The sequence below is a fragment of the Paenibacillus sp. Y301 genome, from assembly GCF_059445505.1.
Window position 1 is genome coordinate 434563 of record NZ_JCAIUL010000002.1, and the last position, 18080, is coordinate 452642.

Genomic DNA, 18080 nt, shown 5'->3' on the forward strand with positions numbered 1-18080 from the left:
AGAGGGGGAACATCTAATGACAGCGAAAAAATGGCTTCTAATGATCGCAGTTGTTTCCCTGCTAACGTTCCATTCCCAGACGACTGCATCGGCAACTTCTGCTCCCTATGAGAGCTATAACTATAACTATTGGGAAGAAGCGGTTCCTTCTCCGGCACCTTATCTACCATCTCGTTCGATCTCCGGAGCTGATTTAGGTATTGGTGATTTCGTAGAACCAAGCGATATGTATGTGACAGACAATGGTCTTGTATACATTCTAGATAGTGGTAACCATCGGATTGTATGTCTCGATGATCAGTGGAATGTAGTGCGGATGATTAGTTCGTTCGAAGTTGAAGGTAAAGCAGATGGATTCAAGAATCCTGGTGGGATCTTCGTTAATCAAGAAGGGAATATTTACGTCGCTGATACGGAGAATTCTCGTATTGTCGTTTTATCTCCTGAAGGCGAGTATATCCGTATGATTAAAGATCCCAAATCCGATGTACTTCCAGACAACTTTACATTCGTTCCATTAAAGTTAACGGTCGATAAGGCAGATCGTGTCTATGTCGTCTCTCAAGGCGTCTTTGAAGGGATTGTTCAATTTGATGAAACAGGAAAATTCATCGGATATGTTGGAACGAACAAGATTCAGAGAGATGTTGTGGATCACTTCTGGCGGTTGCTCTCTACGAAAGCTCAGAAGCAGCAAATGGCATTATTTATCCCAACTGAATTCTCGAATGTAGATATTGATTACAAAGGATTTGTGTATGCGACCAATATCGATCCCGATTCCCAAGAACCCATTAAACGATTGAATCCATCAGGAGAGGATGTCCTTAAGCGCTTCGGTTACTTCGATGTGAAGGGGGATATTCGCTATAGTATGTTCGGAGGGAACGCAGGTCCATCGAAACTCATCGATATTAAGGTGCGCGAAGGTGGCATGTATAGTGCGTTGGATTCACTTCGAGGACGGATATTCACTTATGATGATGAAGGAAATTTACTATATGTATTTGGAGGGAAAGGAACACAACTAGGAACCTTCAAAACACCTGTAGCTATAGAATTTCTGAAAGAGTCGCTGGTGGTATTGGATCGAGGGAAGTCTAATGTTGTTGTGTACGAACCAACCGCATTTGGTCTTAGTGTAAATAAGGCAGTAAAGCTCCATTATGACGGTAAGGATACTGAGGCGGTTGAGAGCTGGAAGAGGGTACTTACCTTAAATTCGAACTATGATATTGCCTATATTGGTATCGGTAAGTCTTTACTCATCGAGAAGAAAAATAAAGAAGCGCTATCCTATTTCAAAGCAGGAATGGAACGTAAATATTATTCTGTAGCTTATAAAAGATACCGTAGGGAAGTGATGAAGGAGCATTTTGGTACCTTTTTATCTGTTGTCATGATTCTCATAGCTGCACTATTACTATTTAAAGGGGTTAAGAAGTGGAGACAAAGGAGGGCGAATGAACGTGAAACAGGACTTTATTAAGTTTCCACTTCATCTGATAGTGCATCCATTTGATGGATTCTGGGACCTCAAATATGAAGGTAAGGGCAGAATGAAGGTGGCACTTACTGTCCTTCTCCTCGTTATTATCACCATGATTGTTCAGAAACAATTTTCTGGATTTCTAGTGAACTATAATGATCCAAGATATTTAAACAGTATGGATGAGTTGAAGTATATTGTATTGCCCTTCTTCCTCTGGTGCATTTCGAATTGGTCTATTACGACGCTCATGGAAGGTGAAGGGAAATTTAAAGAGATTGTCATGGCTACGGCATATGCTTTAATTCCGCTTGTTCTAATCTATCTGCCAACATCTCTTGTAAGTAATTTCATGGCGAATGAGGAGACGGCATTCTATTACTTATTGAACGTTGTGGCCAGTATCTGGTTTATCTATCTCCTATTCATAGGCACGATGACCGTTCACCAATATACAGCAAGTAAGACGATCATGACCATGCTACTTACGGTTGTGGTGATGGGGATTATCGTATTCCTTGGGACATTGATGTTCAGCCTTGTTCAACAAATATTCGAGTTTGTTTATAACGTATATAAAGAAATTATTTTCCGAACATGAAGGAGGCCGCATCCGTGAATAACCGAAAGATCCTCTATAGGGTACTCGCATGCATCGTAATGCTCGGTATACTCACTATTGTCCTGATGTATATCAATCGTGGTGCTCCAGCGATCGATGTTGCAACCTATATTCAAGGAGAGAATAAGCCGGTTCAAGGATCAGATCTTACTGTATTAAGCGATTCGACCTCAGGAGTTCCAGGGATGGAACTTGTGGCACAAAATAGTGACTTAGGATTGTATCTTCAGCCTGAGACTACGATCGTGGCGGTCATGGATAAGCGGCAAGGGCAAGTGTGGTATAGTAATCCACCTGGGCGAGAAGAGGATGAGAAGGCATCCCCTTTTGAGAAAGAAGTGCTATCCTCACAAATAGGTATTTCATTCCGGGATGCGATCGCAACGTTAGAAACGTACACTAATTTTAGCCAGAGCATTAGCAAGAAACAGTTTACAACGGAAAGTATTGAGAATGGTATTCGTATTACGTATACATTAGGGGATATGTCACTTGGTATCGATGTGTTACCCAAATATATTAGCAAATCAAGATTTGAAGAAAAGGTATTGAGCCAATTGGACGATTCATCCAAGAGATATGTATCTGCACGATATTATCCAAGGGACAAAGACCCTGATGTTATGGAACGCTTAGATGAGCAAATATCGAAGCAATTAGTGATGAATAAAATGATTGCTGCTTTCGAAAAAGCTGGATATTCATCCGAGGATTTGGCGATGGATAATGAGGAGAACGGGATTACAAGTGGCAATGAATCTACTAGGCCGAACTTCGTTATCCCACTTGAATATCGTCTTGAGAAGGGTTCACTCGTTGTTTCTGTTCCAGTCAGCCAGATTAAAGAAAGTGCAACGCATCGCATCGGAAGTATAGAATTGCTCAGTTACTTCGGTTCAGCAGGAACGAATGACAAAGGGTATATGTTCGTTCCAGATGGAACGGGTAGTCTGATTTACTTAAATAACGGCAAAGTGAAGGATGAACAGTATGCTCAACGCGTATATGGAACAGATGAGAACGATAATACAAGGAGCCGTGGGCAAGTAAGTGAAAATGCTCGCATGCCAGTTTATGGTTTGAAATCCGGCGCTGGAGCTTGGTTCGCTGTTATTGAAGAAGGCGACGCAATCGCAAGTATAAACGCGGATATTAGCGGTAAAAAAAATAACTACAATCACGTATACGGTAGTTTTGCGGTACGTGGCGAGGACACATTGGAGCTGTATACGGGATCAACGATACAAGATATTGATCTTTTGTCAGAGGATTTATATCAGGGGGATATTCGCATTCGGTATAGCTTCTTGTCAGGAGATGAGGCTAACTACTCTGGTATGGCCAAATTGTATCAAGATTTACTTGTACAGAACAAGTTGCTAACCCCTCTTCAAGAGGAGGAGGCTATTCCATTCTACTTAGATATGTTAGGGGCAGTAGATAAACAACAATCGTTTCTGGGCATTCCTTACGACGCTATCATCTCAATGACAACGTTTGACGAAGCTGGAGAGATTGCCGAACAGTTGACTAAAGATGGCATTACGAATCTGAAAATGCGATATCTAGGCTGGTTCAATAAAGGTGTAGATCACAAGCTTCCCGTCACTATAAAAGTTGATCATGTATTGGGTGGCAAAGAAGATTTAAAGAAACTAGCTAAGAAAGTAGAACAGTTAGGTGGGACTCTATATCCTGACGTGGCATTTCAGCATGTCTACCATGATGATAGTCAGTTTACACCCTCATCGGATGCGGCTAGATTCATCACGAGAGAACAGGCGGAACGTTCTCCATTTAACCGTTCGTTTAATCGGATGGATACCGATTTGGGAAGTTATTACCTGCTCTCGGCTGCCAAGCTTCCCCATTATGTTGATCAATTCATAGACCGTTACGCTTCTATCGATACGATGGGGTTATCACTTCGTGATCTGGGAAACCTTCTAAATTCAGATTATCGGGAGAATCGAGTCATCTATCGCGATACGGCAAAGAATATCGTTGTAGAGCAATTAGATAAGATTAAGGATAATTTCCCCGATATGATGTTATCTGGAGGAAATGCTTACTCTTGGGGATATGGCGATCAGTTAATCAATATTCCAACGACATCGAGTGGGTTTAATATTACGGATGAAGCGGTACCCTTTTATCAGATGGTCATTCATGGATATGTGGACTATGCTGGGACTCCTATGAATTTAGACGATGATCAGGATATGAAGAGACAACTCCTACATGCTATTGAGCTAGGTGCATCACCTCACTTTATGTGGTCATATGAGCCGTCATCCGAACTTAAATATACACGATTCGATGGAATCTACGCTTCGTACTACAAGGATTGGTATGATCAGGCCGTGACCATGTATAAACAAGCGAACGATGTGATGTCAGGACTTCGAACCCAAAAGATGGTGGATCATATTCAACATCAATATGGTGTTGTCGAAGTGAAATATGAAGGTGGAACGTCTGTGTTCATTAACTATACGGATAATTCTGTAACCATAAACGGGGTATCTATAGGTGCACTGGATTATACCATAGGTGGTGATCGTGGATGAATAGATTGAGACTATCTTTAAACCAGAGAAAGTCGTTACTGGGCATTGTGTTTATTCTACCGTGGTTACTCGGGTTTATATTCTTATTCGCATCACCCCTTATTCAATCTGTTAAATTCAGTTTCAATGAATTAAACGTGATTCCTACAGGATATGAATTGAAATTTGTAGGTTGGCTGAATTTCAAAGAAGCGCTTTTCGTAGATGCGAACTTCAACCGAATTTTGACAGAATCAGTAGTAGATATGGCAGTGAATGTACCGTTGATCTTATTCTTTAGTCTCTTCTCAGCAACACTTCTTAACCAGAAATTTCGAGGTCGAGCATTGGCACGCGCCATCTTTTTCTTACCTGTTATTCTGGCATCTGGAGCGATATCGGCTGCGGAAGCCTCAGGTCTCATTAATCTCATTGGGGATGCAAGTGTAGCACAGGAATTAGGGGCTTCATCGTCTCAGTTTAATGTGCTCTCTATGGTGAGATTACTAGATGAAGCGGGATTTCCAATGGTATTTACGGATTATATCGTGGATGCTGTTCTGCGAATTTATGAGGTGATTAGCCGTTCAGGTGTACAAATTCTGATCTTTCTTGCTGCACTTCAATCCGTCCCAACTACGATGTACGAGGTCGCTAAGATGGAGGGTGCAACTGCCTATGAGTCGTTCTGGAAGATTACATTTCCGATGGTCAGTCCACTTCTATTAACCAATATTATTTATACAATTATTGATTCTTTCTCAGATAGTAGCGTTACACAGACGATTTATACCACAGCTTTTCAGACACAGAATTTCGGATTAAGTGCAGCAATGTCTTGGCTATATACACTCGTTGTTAGTGCCATTCTAGTCATTATCGGGATCATGGTATCCAAGAAAGTATTCTACTATGATTAACGCTTACGAAAGAGGGGGAACCGCACATGGAATCAGCCAAACCACTTCGAAGTGAAGCGGTAGTATATCGTCTAAAAAAGACAAAAAATAAATTCATGGATACGTTGTGGTCCATTTTTCGGTACGCGTTGATCATAGGAATATCCTTTGTAATTATCTATCCCTTGTTATCTAAAGTATCAGTTGCTTTCAAAGACAAACAAGATATTTATAATCCAACGATTTATATGATTCCAGTACATTTCACCATGGATAATATCAAGATGGCGTTGGAGGTAATGGATTACTTCCCTCTACTGGGGAACACCTTAGTATTTGTCATCATCACCGTATTGTTGCAGACAGCCTCATGTGCACTAGCAGGGTATGGGTTTGCGAGATTTTCGTTTCCGGGGAGTAATGTATTATTTATTTTGGTTATCTTAACGATTCTCGTTCCGATGAGTACTCTAATGGTACCCATGTATCTACACTTTCGAAGCTTTGATATTATGGGTATCATTCATATGTTCACAGGTAAGGAAGGCGTTAATCTTCTGAATACGTATTGGCCATCGATTGTAACGGCAGCGACAGCGAACGGTCTCAAATCAGGATTATATATTTATATATTCCGACAGTTCTTCAAGGGGTTACCTAAAGAAATTGAGGAAGCTGCATTAATTGATGGTGCAGGAGGGATTAAGACATTCTTCCAAATCATGTTACCCAATGCCGTTCCGCCCCTTGTCACCGTTATGTTATTCGCATTCGTGTGGCAATATAATGATACCTTTTTTACATCCTTATTTATGAGTCAGAGTGCACTAATGCCACTACGGGTAGCTTCTCTACCTGCAGAAGCGAATCTATTGATTCCAAAGTTAATTGGAGTCGGCAGTAATGCCAATGTGAAGGCAGATCCTAACCATGTGGCAATGATTGTGGATACGGGGATTCTACTAGCTATACTACCGTTAATTGTGATGTACATGTTTGCACAACGCTATTTCGTGGAGAGTGTGGAACGTACAGGTGTGGTCGGTTAATTTCTCAATAACAAAAGGTGTTCTCTAAGGTCTTTATGACCGCAGAGAACACCTTTATTTTTGGGAATATGTTAAGGGACAAGAATGGTTTCGATATTGGAAGGTTCAGACTGACCAGATAAATTAACCGCTCTCATTCGATAATAGAATAAGCCTGCTGATGGTGGAGCGTCGGAATATGGTATAAAAGGAACTGTGTATTCTACAATATGATCTTCGACAACTTCCCAAGGTCCATTCTCCGTTGTTGAACGCTCTAAGATATACGAAGTAGCTCCAACAGATCCCCTCCAGCGAATGTCAGTGACCGATGAAATAGGTAATAAAATTGGTGCGGTAGGTGTAGGGACATTAGGAATTGGTTTACCTGCTATAGCATAGGCACATTCACGAAGCGCGTTCATCTTAATTTCAGCGGCTCCACCTGCACGTATAGGTGATTCGGGCCAGAAATAAGCGTGAGATGCATTACAATCCTCAGGATCACCTTGGAAATAGAATCCTCCATCTTTATTATGATAGCGTAGTGACCAGAGCATTGCGCCAGTAGAGCCATTCTTAATAGTTTCCTGTAGTAAATTAACGTTGACGGTAGGGTCTTCATGACCGAATTCACCCACAATGAATGCCTTCTTACCCTTACTACGCTCGCGATCTGATGACAGTCTAGCTAAGAAATCAACACCACGATCGACGTAATAATGGTTGGATACAATATCAATGTCTGGATGAGAAAGCGATGCTTCGGATACGCCATAATTTCCGTCAAGAATGAGCTGGCTTGGGTGTTGGGATTTAATATGTTCTACAATCTCAGCGATCCAAGCGTCAGGACTATCTAGTTCATTGCCGGTTTCCCAAGCTAGTATAGCTTTATCATCTTTATATGGAATACCTGTATAGGTATTCGTACGGTTCATGACATATGTAATGACGTCTTTGAAATCAGCTATAACCTGAGGATCAGTATAAAATTCATGACTTTCTTTACCACGAAAAGCTGCAAAATGTTTCACTCCACCGAACCAATCCCATTGATCTATAAATGGAATGATAAGACGAATGTGATATTGGTGTGCAAGAGCAAGGACTAGATCTAGATCTTTAAATAATTCTTCTTCGTATTGCCCAGGTCCATAAATATGTGCGATCCCATCTCCGGGCCGTATACCATTACGTATGGATAATGTATAGCAACGCGTGATGCGACTTCCAAGCTGTTGAAGCGTTTGGAAAGCATCATGTAATTCCCATTCATCCACACGATGCCAATGGGGTAGTGGATCTTCATTCACATGTAAATTGGGTACATTAATAGATATGAAACGAAATTCATCTTGACCCTCAAACAACGTATCTCCAACGCGGGTAATGTAATTATCGAAGCCTTTAGTAAATGTTGTCATTGGCAACTCCCTGTTTTGTATTCATAATAATTTAACATAACAATTTATGATGTGACTGTACATATATCCTATTTTAAATGACTTTGTATTAAAAAACACTATAATAACAAAAATAAATAATTTAATTATTTGTGTCACGAATAAGGGTGGGGCTTTATAGTTGTTATGAAATATTTCTAGCCTGAATACATTGGAGCTGACAAGGGGATTTTAAACTAAATACTGAATTTGGACAATTGGACTTGGTGGCAAAATAAGCCATGTTTGGTGAGCGTACGAATGTGTTTATATTGCTTATAGATTTATTGTAGTGTGATCCAATCGAAGTAAGGGGTGAGGTTATGGATGCTACTACACTCGTGAACTCATTAATTATGCTTGTAGCAGGTCTTCTATTGGTGGGGGTACTCACGACAAAGTTTTCCTCAAGGCTTGGTATGCCTGCACTTGTATTGTTTATTGCAGTTGGGATGGTTCTGAGTCGCTTTATTTATTATGACAATGCTTTTATAACACAAATTGTTGGGATTTTTGCTCTAATCGTTATTTTGTTTGAGGGAGGAATGCAGACAAAGTTTGATGATATTAAACCTGTTGTAGGTTCTGCACTATCTCTAGCAACCGTTGGAGTCCTAATCACCACTGTTGTGGTTGGTGTATGCTCCAAATATATTCTAGGTGTCGATTGGGCGGAAGGCTTCTTGTTTGGAGCAATTGTTGGATCAACTGACGCTGCGGCTGTATTCTCCGTCCTCGGGGGAAAGAATATTCGTAAACGTATTACATCCACATTAGAAGCTGAATCGGGAAGTAATGATCCTATGGCGGTATTCCTTACCATTTCATTGATTGAATGGATTCAGGAACCAGATCAGTCGATCTTGGCCATGTTCTTTTCATTTATATGGGAGATGGGATTAGGGTTGATCTTAGGAATTGTGATAGGGAAGTTAGCGGTTTATGTTATAAACAAAATAAACTTTGACTCTTCTGGACTTTATCCGGTTATGGCACTCGGTTTTGTAGTTCTTTCTTACGGTGCTACTTCAATGTTGCATGGTAGTGGATTGTTAGCTGTTTATGTTACGGCTATCGTTATGGGGAATTCTGATTTGGCGTATGGTCGATCTATTTTACACTTTAATCAGGGTTTTGCTTGGATGATGCAGATTATGATGTTTGTATTGCTTGGTTTGCTAGTATTCCCTGGGAGATTACCAGAGATTATTTGGCCTGCCCTAGCTTTATCTGTTATTCTTATGGTTGTAGCGAGACCACTTGGTGTGTTCGTTAGTACCCTGTTCACGCAATTATCAGTGAAAGAAAAAGTGCTGATCTCTTGGGCTGGACTTCGTGGAGCCGTTCCTATTGTTCTAGCTACATATCCTTTAATGGCTAAATTGGAAAATGGATATTTATTTTTCGATGTAGTTTTCTTTGTGGTTCTCACGTCGGCAGTGATTCAAGGAGCTACGATCTCTCCTCTTGCAGAGAAACTAGGATTAGCAGGCGACATCAAGCCGTCCAACCCATCTTTATTAGAGTTAACAGCACTTGGCAAGACTAAATCTGAGATTAATCACCTTGAAGTGAATTCTTCTATGGATATTGCAGGAAAAGAGATCATTGAACTAGATCTACCAGAAGATATTTTATTTACTGCGATTATTCGTAATGAACAGATTATTACACCGCGAGGAAATACGAAGATTGAGGCCGGAGATACGTTGTATGTACTAAGTCCGAAAGCGAAACGAAAACAATTGAAATCCATATTAACTTCTCCATCTTTGCCTGTCGTATTAACAAAGGATGTACGTTCTCCTGATGAGAAGGAAAAGGTTACAGAAGTGTCTGAGAATGAAGGGTTACAATAAAGATCTAAAGGTCAAGGGAGGTTAATAACATTTGGAGAACCAGGAGTCATTGGAACATTTGCAGGAGGAACTTCGCAACATTGTGAAATGGGAGAAAGAACAAAAGAAAGTGTGGATATGGGAGAAAATCGGGAGAGTGCCCTTTTTACTATTGGATAAGATAACACCAAAGGGAATACGTGAAAAGTTAGGTTTAGTGGTAAATGAAATTGGGAGTTTCATTCAGACGGGTGGACAGTACTTAGTACACCATAACACGATGATGAGACGGTTAGAAAAAGCATCGCAGACTACCACAAATCCAATAGAAGAAGGGATTCTTACACTTCAAGACGTGGGCGAATTACCATTGAGTGTATTAGACGGTGTTGCTGATGATGTCATATCCAAACGAGTTAAGTTTGCGACGGTTCAAGGAGCGACGACAGGTGTCGGAGGTATATTCACTATTGCTGTCGATGTCCCCCTCATTCTGGGTCTTTCGCTTAAGGTTTTGCAAGAGCTAGCATTATGCTACGGATTCGATCCTACCGAGAAAAATGAACGGATATTTATTGTGAAGTGTCTTCAGTTCGCTTCTGCAGATGTTGTAGGAAAGAAGGCAATTGTTGAAGAACTCGCCCAATTTGATGCTGAAGATCGTGAATCACAAGTATTCTCTCAATTAAAAGGTTGGCGAGAAGTGGTTCAGACGTATATAGATAGCTTCGGAATGAAGAAGTTATTCCAACTCGTGCCCGTTGCGGGGATTTTCTTTGGATCGATCAGTAATAAAGCCACAATCGAGGATGTATCTGAGGCAGGCAAAATGCTCTATAAGAAACGAAGGATCTTACGAAAACTAGATGAGCTAACCAAAGTTAATAGCATAACACAAGCATAAACGGCCTCGCCGTCCTTTAGTGGCGAAGAAACGTTTAGCGTTGAAATATAAGACTATTTATAAGCAGAAATACTTATAAATTCTTATATTTTAAATAAACTCGCTTAGACGGCTTTAGGGCCAGGATCTTAGCGGTTTTTTTATGAAGAATTTCTTATTTAATAAAAATACCACCAAAAGGAATGACTTCTCTAAGAACTCGTTTGAAAAGTCCCTCTTGCTTCATTTCTTTCTCTAACTTCTGGTTAGGAACACCTGCCTGATACAAGACAGATCCACGCCCTGTCATTTTCCAGTGATAGTTCATATGCTGGCTAGCAAGTGTATTTCCATATACGGTTAATTCGAGGCTGGCATTCTCCGGATACGCCACAATACTTCCAGCATCAATGTATATAGGTTGTGAAGGATGAAGTTCGGCTTGACATACAGGACCTTGGGTGAGAATACCTATCGTTCCTGTGCCTGCAAACTTTACTTTAATCATGGCTCGGGTAATGAGTAGATTCTTCATGTTCAGAAGACGAGTCTGCATTGTGATGCCATGGCTATAATAGAAAAGACTTCGGAAATCGTAAAGAAGATCACTTCCTTCATTAATTTCTATCGATTTCATGGCAAACCCAGGAGGTATACCAGCAACAAATTGAGAGGGGCCGCTCAAATCGGATTGAATTATTTTTCCCTTGCGGTACATTCGTTTCATATTCATGAAGCGGTCACTTCGTCCATCAGATGGCCCGCGATAGGCAACTATCTGTTCAGGGTGGAGCATATGGATGAGATCCCCTTGAGTAAGAGAAAATGTGACGGCTTGTCCAATAGGAGCAATACTGCCACTATTTATTTGTATATTCAAATAACGCACCTCCCCATATACTGACTGGATGTACATCTACCATTTGATTGTACGATTAGAACGCTTCATTAAGAATCGAATCGTTCGTATAAGAATAAAGTAACCTATTGCTAATCCGATTGCCCACACAACGACATTTCTTATGCGGTGCGATCGATTCTGTCGGGCTATTTCTGACTCATTTAACAACTGAACAGTCTCGGTTAGCTGACGGTTTTGCTCTATGAGTTGAGCATTTTGTTGTTCGTAGGCTTGAGCGCTTGCTTTCGCTTTATCTAATTCTTTACGAGTCTCTTCATAATTATCTTTTAACTTGTTTAATTCAGATGGAAGTTCAGAGAATTGTTGTAATCCATCATAGAAATCGCTGTAGTAATTAGCATGTGCTGTATTCGTTTGAAAGAAACATAGGTAAGAGATGAAGATGATTAAGCTTGTCTTACCTATGCTACGAAAGAGTAATTGAAACCTCATAGGGCCACCCCCTGAAATAGTGTTATAGATAGAACTATCTTTAAAGTATTGATCATGTATGATTCTAGTATATAACATGAATATCAGAATTCGGCGACTTTTACAATGGTTAATCGATGTTTCAAGACAATGAATTACGGGTATATATATCTATATAATACTTAAAGGAGCACGAAAAGGATGCAAAATAAAGAGAAAAATTATAAAAAAATGGTGATTACCGTTAACGGTGAACCTGTTGGGAACGGTCTTCTTATCGACAAAGTTACTTATGCACCTATATCAAAAGGAGCAAATTCCAATATAGCTTCACATCATAACGACAAAAAAAACAGTTAACTGAGATCTATGATGAGAAAAAATGATAGATTAAGAAATGAATAATCAAGTTCCTCCGATGAGGGACTTGATTATTTTGTTTTGCGACAAATAATTTTCCTTTGATGACAGATTTCGACATTCATTATCAAAGGGTTTCAGTATACTACTAGTAAGCAATTGGAAACAGTCATATAACGATGGAAAATGTAATAAAATATGAGAGATATTAGTGTGAATCTTTATAAGACACTACTTTTAGGCTAAACGACCATTCTAGATTTAATGGTCTTATTCAAGTATTTAGTCAGTGTGATGTCATGATTGTTGAAAATTTTGTCGAGATGTGATATTTGTTATAGAAAAATAGAATAGTCAGAACCATACATATTTTATAATATGATATTAATCTTATAAAGAAGTTAGGAATATACATAATCTATGAAAATTAAAACAAAAATCGTATCTATCTTATTAATCGTGATCGGCATCGTTCTGCTATGTTATCCAAAGCTATCTGAAATGGTTGAACAGAAACAACAGCAAAGGCTGCTACAAGAGTGGGAGATTAGCCTCCAAAATATTAATAATGGAGATGATTCTTCGCAAACGAGGAATGAGGAGAGGTCGTCAGGCAATCGTGTCATCGAAGATGATGCAGATCAACTACCTGGAGTAACAGCAAAGGAAGCCTCTCTTCAAGTCGAGAATATGGAAGGCATTATGCATATCAACAAAATTGGCTTGCAATTGCCTATTCTTCATGGTGTAACGAAGAACAATATGAAAACTAGTGTGGCTAGTATCATAAACACAGGGGAAGTCGGGACGGTTGGTAATTATGCTATTGCTGGACATCGAAATCGCACGTATGGCAGAAACTTTAATAGACTTGATGAGGTTGAACTGGGAGATAAGATTCAAATTGATAACGGAGAAGAACAATTTGAATATACGGTTACGGAGAAGTTACGTGTAAAGCCAGAAGAAGTGTGGGTATTGGAAGCGAATGGTAAAGATAAAGAAATGACATTGGTCACTTGTGATCCTATGATAAATCCTACTCATCGTCTCATTATTAAAGGGAAAATAATAGAATAGTACCAAGAAAAAGAGAAGAGAAGGAGGTATGGCTTTTGGGACCATAATATAAAAAGCTGAAAACATAGTTTAAATAAAAACAAGAGGTGAAGATTCAGAATGAGGAAACGTAACAAAATTGTATACTTATTATTAATAGTAGCTTTAGTAGTAAATCTAGTGGTGCCAACATCAATGGTTATTGCTAATAACTTGCCCGTAACGGACATCAGTAATACGGTCACGGGGGATGTCTATGGAAGTAATGCTAGGATCAGTGCGCTAAGTGTCACGCAGAGTGTGTATGAAATCCCAGTTAATATTATTACAGACGTAGTGATGACGAATGATAAGCAGGAGAATATTTCTGTCGTTCGCCCAGATCAAGGATCGAAGGTACAGATAGATTTCAAATGGGAGCTTCCGGCTAATCATCCGTATTTGGAGGGTTCCACGTTTACTTTCGACCTCCCCAAGCATTTTATACTAGACAGTGAAAAGACGGGTGATTTAGATATCTACGGGACATTTATAGTAACTCCTGAAGGTAAAGTAACATTCACTTTTAGTAAAGAAATTGAGGGTACAGCTGTAACGAATGGGACTTTTAATGTATGGAGATTATTTGATGAGAAAAGTTTCGTTGGCGGTACGAATCAGGATATAGAATTTATATATCAAGGAGAGCGTGACATTGTTCCTGTTCATTTCCTAAGTAAATCTACTAGCGAAATAGATAAAAAGGGAACACCGAATAAAGGAAAGAATGCTAGTGAGATTAGTTGGGAAGTTGATTTTAATAAGGGTGAAAAATCAATAACAAATGCCATTTTTAAAGATGAACTTCCAACAGGACTTACTGTCGACATGAATTCGATTGAAGTCGTTGAATTAATAGTTAAATTGGATGGAAGTGTAGAAGAGAACACAACACCGTTTATTGGGATTGCGCCAGTGCCTAATGTGAACGGATTTCAACTAGACTTTGGCAATATTAGTAACGCTTATAGAGTGAAGTACACAACAACAATCACAGGTACATCTGATAAAACCTATAATAATAAGGTGACAGTTTCTGGTGATAACTTGCCTAAACCGCAGGAAACATCAAAAGCCGTGGCAGTGACATATAGCAAGCCACTTAATAAAAATTCCCCAAAAGGCGGCTATAACTCCTCCTCACAAACCATACCCTGGGTGATTGAGTATAACTACAATGAACAGAAGATTGTGCACAGTAATGCATGGATTAAGGACACATTTGACAAAACAACTCAAGCGTTAGTGCCAGGTTCATTTAAAGTTACCGAAATGAAAATTGAGGATAATGGAAATGCGACATCAAAAGGTGTAGTTACAAATTATGATATCGATGAAACCTTAGCGGATGGCTTTCAGTTGGCCTTTAAGGATAAAATTGAATCTGCTTACAGAATTGAGTATAAAACAACATCTATAAATCGTGTATATGGGGAATCAGTTGCTGTTAAGAATACAGTAGAAATGTCTGGTGTCACACCTATCAATACGACTGTAAACATGAATCAAGTGATCTTTAAGAAAAATAATGGAAAAGTAAACTTTAATAAAAAAATAATCGACTGGACCATTGAGCTGAATAAAGACAATCAACTAATGTCTGATGTTGTTATCAATGATAGTTATGCAGCGAGTCAAGGACTAACGTTTCTACCAGATTCATTGAAGATTGGTAGTCTAAAAGAGGGCACTGATTACACTGTAGCTCCTAACTCAAGTTATAATACTGGATTTATCATTACTTTTATCAAACCGATCAACAGTAGTCAGTTAATCTCGTACACGACGAAGTTTGACTCAACCCTAAAGGTTAGCCAATATAAGAACACTGCAGCGTTGGATTGGACAGAAAATGGTGTAAAACAAAAAACAATAACCAAGTACGGTACAGCTGATTCTGATACGTACACGAAGGAAAACGGTAATAAAACGGGTACCTATAATGCTGAAACGAAGGAAATCACTTGGACTATTGATGTGAACTATAATCTTCACACGATTACTAATGCCATGGTTCGAGATTTCTATACAGGAAAGCAAACATTCGTTAAAGGTTCTCTGACAGTGTCTCCCTTGACGCTAACAGGAGGGAACAATGGAGTGAGCGCTGGAGCTCCAGTTACCGTTCCTGATACGGACGTTGATTACACTGTGAAAGACAATGGAAATGATGGTTTTGAATTAAAGTTAGGTCTAATTAATAGTGCTTATCGCATTACGTATAGAACGAGTCTTGAAGGTCATCGAATTGAAGCGACATATAACAATAAAGCAACAATGTATGATGAGAATACTCCTAATGATCTGTTATTTGATAAATCAGCTACCGTGAATCCTTCCCATGGTGGAGAATATGTCAATAAAACAGGTAAACAAGGGACAGGGGCAGATTCAGATTTTGCTTATTGGACCGTTAATATTAATAATAGTCAGTCTCAAGTTGAGGCAGGTGCTAAATTGACCGACACATTGTCGGCTAATCAAATCCTTGTCCAGGATTCATTTAAGCTTTATGAGACAGATCAATATGGTAAGCTAACCAAAGCAGGAATAGTGTCTGATTCAGACTATACTTTAGATGTTGTGGGAAATACGTTTACGCTTACTTTTAAGAATGAACTTAAGAGAGCGTATATCTTAGAATATAAGTCGTTTATTAATGCGGACCAGAACGACACCATTAGTAACGATGCCAAATTTGAAGGTCAATCGGCTGGAGCAGTAGATAAGAATGAGAATAAATCATTCAAGGTTTACTTTTCAGGAGCTGGAGGCGGAGCTACTACCCCTAAAGGCAATCTGACCATTGTCAAAGTAGATGCAGCTGATCATAATGTCAAACTCGATGGAGCTACCTTCGGTCTTTATGACAAAACGGGTAATACGTTAATTAAAACAGGTGTGACAGATCCAGATGGAAAAGTCGTATTTGATAATATTAAATACAAAGAATACATGCTTAAAGAGTTGGTAGCTCCAACGGGATATTTGTTCGATGTTGATTATAAGGCAGGAAAAGTGATTACATTTAATGCAACCAATTCTACAATCCAGGTTGATAATACGAAAGGTGTTTGGGATTTTGAATTAACAAAAGTTGATGCAACTGACCCTACCAAGGCGTTAGAAGGTGCTCACTTCAAGCTACAGATAAAGAATAATAGTGGAACGTATGAGGATGTAGCTATGTATTCTGATATGGTAACGCTATTTGATGGGAAAATTTCCTATAAGGCACTAGTTAAAGGTGGCAATTATCAACTTATTGAAACAGCTGCACCGAGTGGCTACAAGTTAGATGCAACACCCATTCATTTTACAATCGATCAGAATCAGACATCAACAAAGAAAGTTACGATGAAGAATACAAAGAATGTTGGTTCAGTCGAATTGTTGAAGACGGATATACAAGACGGGAAAGTCCTTGAAGGTGTTGAATTTGATCTTCAAGATGAGAATGGTAAAGTGTTACAGACTGGACTAACAACAGATCAAGACGGTAAGTTGTCTGTAGGTAAATTAAACGCAGGACATTATCAGTTCGTTGAAGTTACACCTCTTCCAGATTATGAATTGAACACAACACCTTTACCCTTTGATATTGTTAATGATGGAGTAACAGTAAATGTAGAGTTCAAGAATAAGCTGACTCCAGGATCTGTGAAATTAACAAAAACGGAAACAGGGTTACCTGGTACAGGATTACAAGGTGCACAATTTAGCGTCTTGGACGAGAATAAAGTGTTAGTTGTGGATAAGGATGGTAACGGATTAAAGGATCTTACAACGGATGTCAATGGAGAACTACGTATTCCAGACCTAAGACCGGGTAAATACTTTGTTGAAGAAACAGTGGCACCAAGTGGTTATATCATCAAGACCACACTATCTGAGTTCGAAATTATTAAGAATCAAGAGACGATAGTAATCGTGGAAAATGACCGATTAATTAGCGGTGGTGGTGGCGGTATAACACCGGGTACACCAGTGGACCCAACACCGGGTACACCAGTGGACCCAACACCGGGTACACCAGTGGACCCAACACCAAGTACACCAGTGGACCCAACACCGAGTACTCCAGTATTACCTAAAGAGAATGTAACAACGCCTAAAGAAACGCCGATTAAAGGTAAGGTTGAGGTTCCGAACGCAAGCATTCCTAATATTAGTGGAGAGCCTAAGAACGGAACAGTTACCATAGATCCGAAAGGGAATTGGGTATATAAACCTGATAGAGGATATATCGGTAAAGACTCATTCGAGATTATCATTACAGATGAAGTTGGACATGAACAAGAAGTCCAAATAAACGTTGATGTAAAAATTATGCCTAAAGATGAAACTGATGGTACGAAGAACGTAGGAACAACCACTCAAGGTCAAACCATGGAAACACTACCTCAAACAGGAGAACAAAGCCATTTGCCGCTTCAGTTGGCGGGACTTAGCTTCATAATTTTAGGTGCAATATTGTTGCTCTACAGAAAGAAACGTTTGCAGTAAATTAGAATGAGTACATGGAAGGCTATCCCT

At 39.4% G+C, this 18080-nt stretch carries 13 protein-coding genes; 10 read left to right on the forward strand and 3 right to left on the reverse strand.

Going from position 1 to position 18080, the window contains the following annotated elements:
* Positions 1 to 16 precede the first annotated feature (16 nt).
* Genes AC1D69_RS05505 through AC1D69_RS05525 form a run of 5 tightly spaced genes read left to right on the forward strand, consistent with a single transcriptional unit; the run spans position 17 to position 6608 of the window.
* Positions 17 to 1489, forward strand: coding sequence for an NHL repeat-containing protein (locus AC1D69_RS05505; protein ID WP_495455133.1), 1473 nt, complete (start codon positions 17 to 19; stop codon positions 1487 to 1489).
* Positions 1464 to 2090 (forward strand): Yip1 family protein, encoded by a 627-nt coding sequence (locus AC1D69_RS05510; protein ID WP_495455134.1) that lies wholly within the window; start codon positions 1464 to 1466, stop codon positions 2088 to 2090. The genes AC1D69_RS05505 and AC1D69_RS05510 overlap by 26 nt, the downstream gene beginning before the upstream one ends.
* Positions 2091 to 2104: 14 nt before the next feature.
* A complete protein-coding gene (locus AC1D69_RS05515; protein WP_495455135.1) occupies positions 2105 to 4681 on the forward strand; it encodes a DUF5696 domain-containing protein in 2577 nt (858 codons plus the stop codon).
* Positions 4678 to 5580, forward strand: coding sequence for a carbohydrate ABC transporter permease (locus AC1D69_RS05520; RefSeq protein WP_495455136.1), 903 nt, complete (start codon positions 4678 to 4680; stop codon positions 5578 to 5580). The genes AC1D69_RS05515 and AC1D69_RS05520 overlap by 4 nt, the downstream gene beginning before the upstream one ends.
* A 26-nt stretch (positions 5581 to 5606) precedes the next feature.
* The gene (locus AC1D69_RS05525; protein WP_495455137.1) at positions 5607 to 6608 is read left to right on the forward strand and encodes a carbohydrate ABC transporter permease; all 1002 of its coding nucleotides are present in this window, start codon (positions 5607 to 5609) and stop codon (positions 6606 to 6608) included.
* 71 nt (positions 6609 to 6679) lie between these two features.
* Here the strand turns inward: AC1D69_RS05525 and AC1D69_RS05530 are convergent, their stop codons facing one another.
* Positions 6680 to 8014, reverse strand: coding sequence for a glycoside hydrolase 5 family protein (locus tag AC1D69_RS05530; protein WP_495455138.1), 1335 nt, complete (start codon positions 8012 to 8014; stop codon positions 6680 to 6682).
* A 341-nt stretch (positions 8015 to 8355) separates the two neighbouring features.
* On the opposite strand from AC1D69_RS05530, the gene AC1D69_RS05535 reads away from it, so the two are divergent.
* Positions 8356 to 9891 carry a potassium/proton antiporter gene (locus AC1D69_RS05535; protein ID WP_495455139.1) on the forward strand — a complete coding sequence of 512 codons (1536 nt, stop codon included), beginning with the start codon at positions 8356 to 8358 and terminating at the stop codon, positions 9889 to 9891.
* Positions 9892 to 9922: 31 nt separating this feature from the next.
* Positions 9923 to 10774 carry an EcsC family protein gene (locus AC1D69_RS05540; RefSeq protein WP_495455140.1) on the forward strand — a complete coding sequence of 284 codons (852 nt, stop codon included), beginning with the start codon at positions 9923 to 9925 and terminating at the stop codon, positions 10772 to 10774.
* A gap of 154 nt (positions 10775 to 10928) precedes the next feature.
* Here AC1D69_RS05540 and AC1D69_RS05545 read toward each other — a convergent pair whose 3' ends face one another.
* Both AC1D69_RS05545 and AC1D69_RS05550 read right to left on the reverse strand, forming a co-directional pair.
* Positions 10929 to 11633 carry an AIM24 family protein gene (locus AC1D69_RS05545; RefSeq protein ID WP_495455141.1) on the reverse strand — a complete coding sequence of 235 codons (705 nt, stop codon included), beginning with the start codon at positions 11631 to 11633 and terminating at the stop codon, positions 10929 to 10931.
* A 36-nt stretch (positions 11634 to 11669) separates the two neighbouring features.
* Positions 11670 to 12107, reverse strand: coding sequence for a hypothetical protein (locus AC1D69_RS05550; RefSeq protein ID WP_495455142.1), 438 nt, complete (start codon positions 12105 to 12107; stop codon positions 11670 to 11672).
* Between the two features lie 180 nt (positions 12108 to 12287).
* Here AC1D69_RS05550 and AC1D69_RS05555 point away from each other — a divergent pair, with 180 nt between their 5' ends.
* The 3 genes from AC1D69_RS05555 (at position 12288) to AC1D69_RS05565 (ending at position 18050) form a co-directional block, all read left to right on the forward strand.
* The gene (locus AC1D69_RS05555) at positions 12288 to 12446 is read left to right on the forward strand and encodes a hypothetical protein (protein WP_495455143.1); all 159 of its coding nucleotides are present in this window, start codon (positions 12288 to 12290) and stop codon (positions 12444 to 12446) included.
* 420 nt (positions 12447 to 12866) lie between these two features.
* Complete coding sequence (locus tag AC1D69_RS05560; protein ID WP_495455144.1) at positions 12867 to 13526, forward strand: class D sortase; 660 nt, start codon at positions 12867 to 12869, stop codon at positions 13524 to 13526.
* A 99-nt stretch (positions 13527 to 13625) separates the two neighbouring features.
* Complete coding sequence (locus AC1D69_RS05565; RefSeq protein WP_495455145.1) at positions 13626 to 18050, forward strand: collagen binding domain-containing protein; 4425 nt, start codon at positions 13626 to 13628, stop codon at positions 18048 to 18050.
* Positions 18051 to 18080 lie beyond the last annotated feature (30 nt).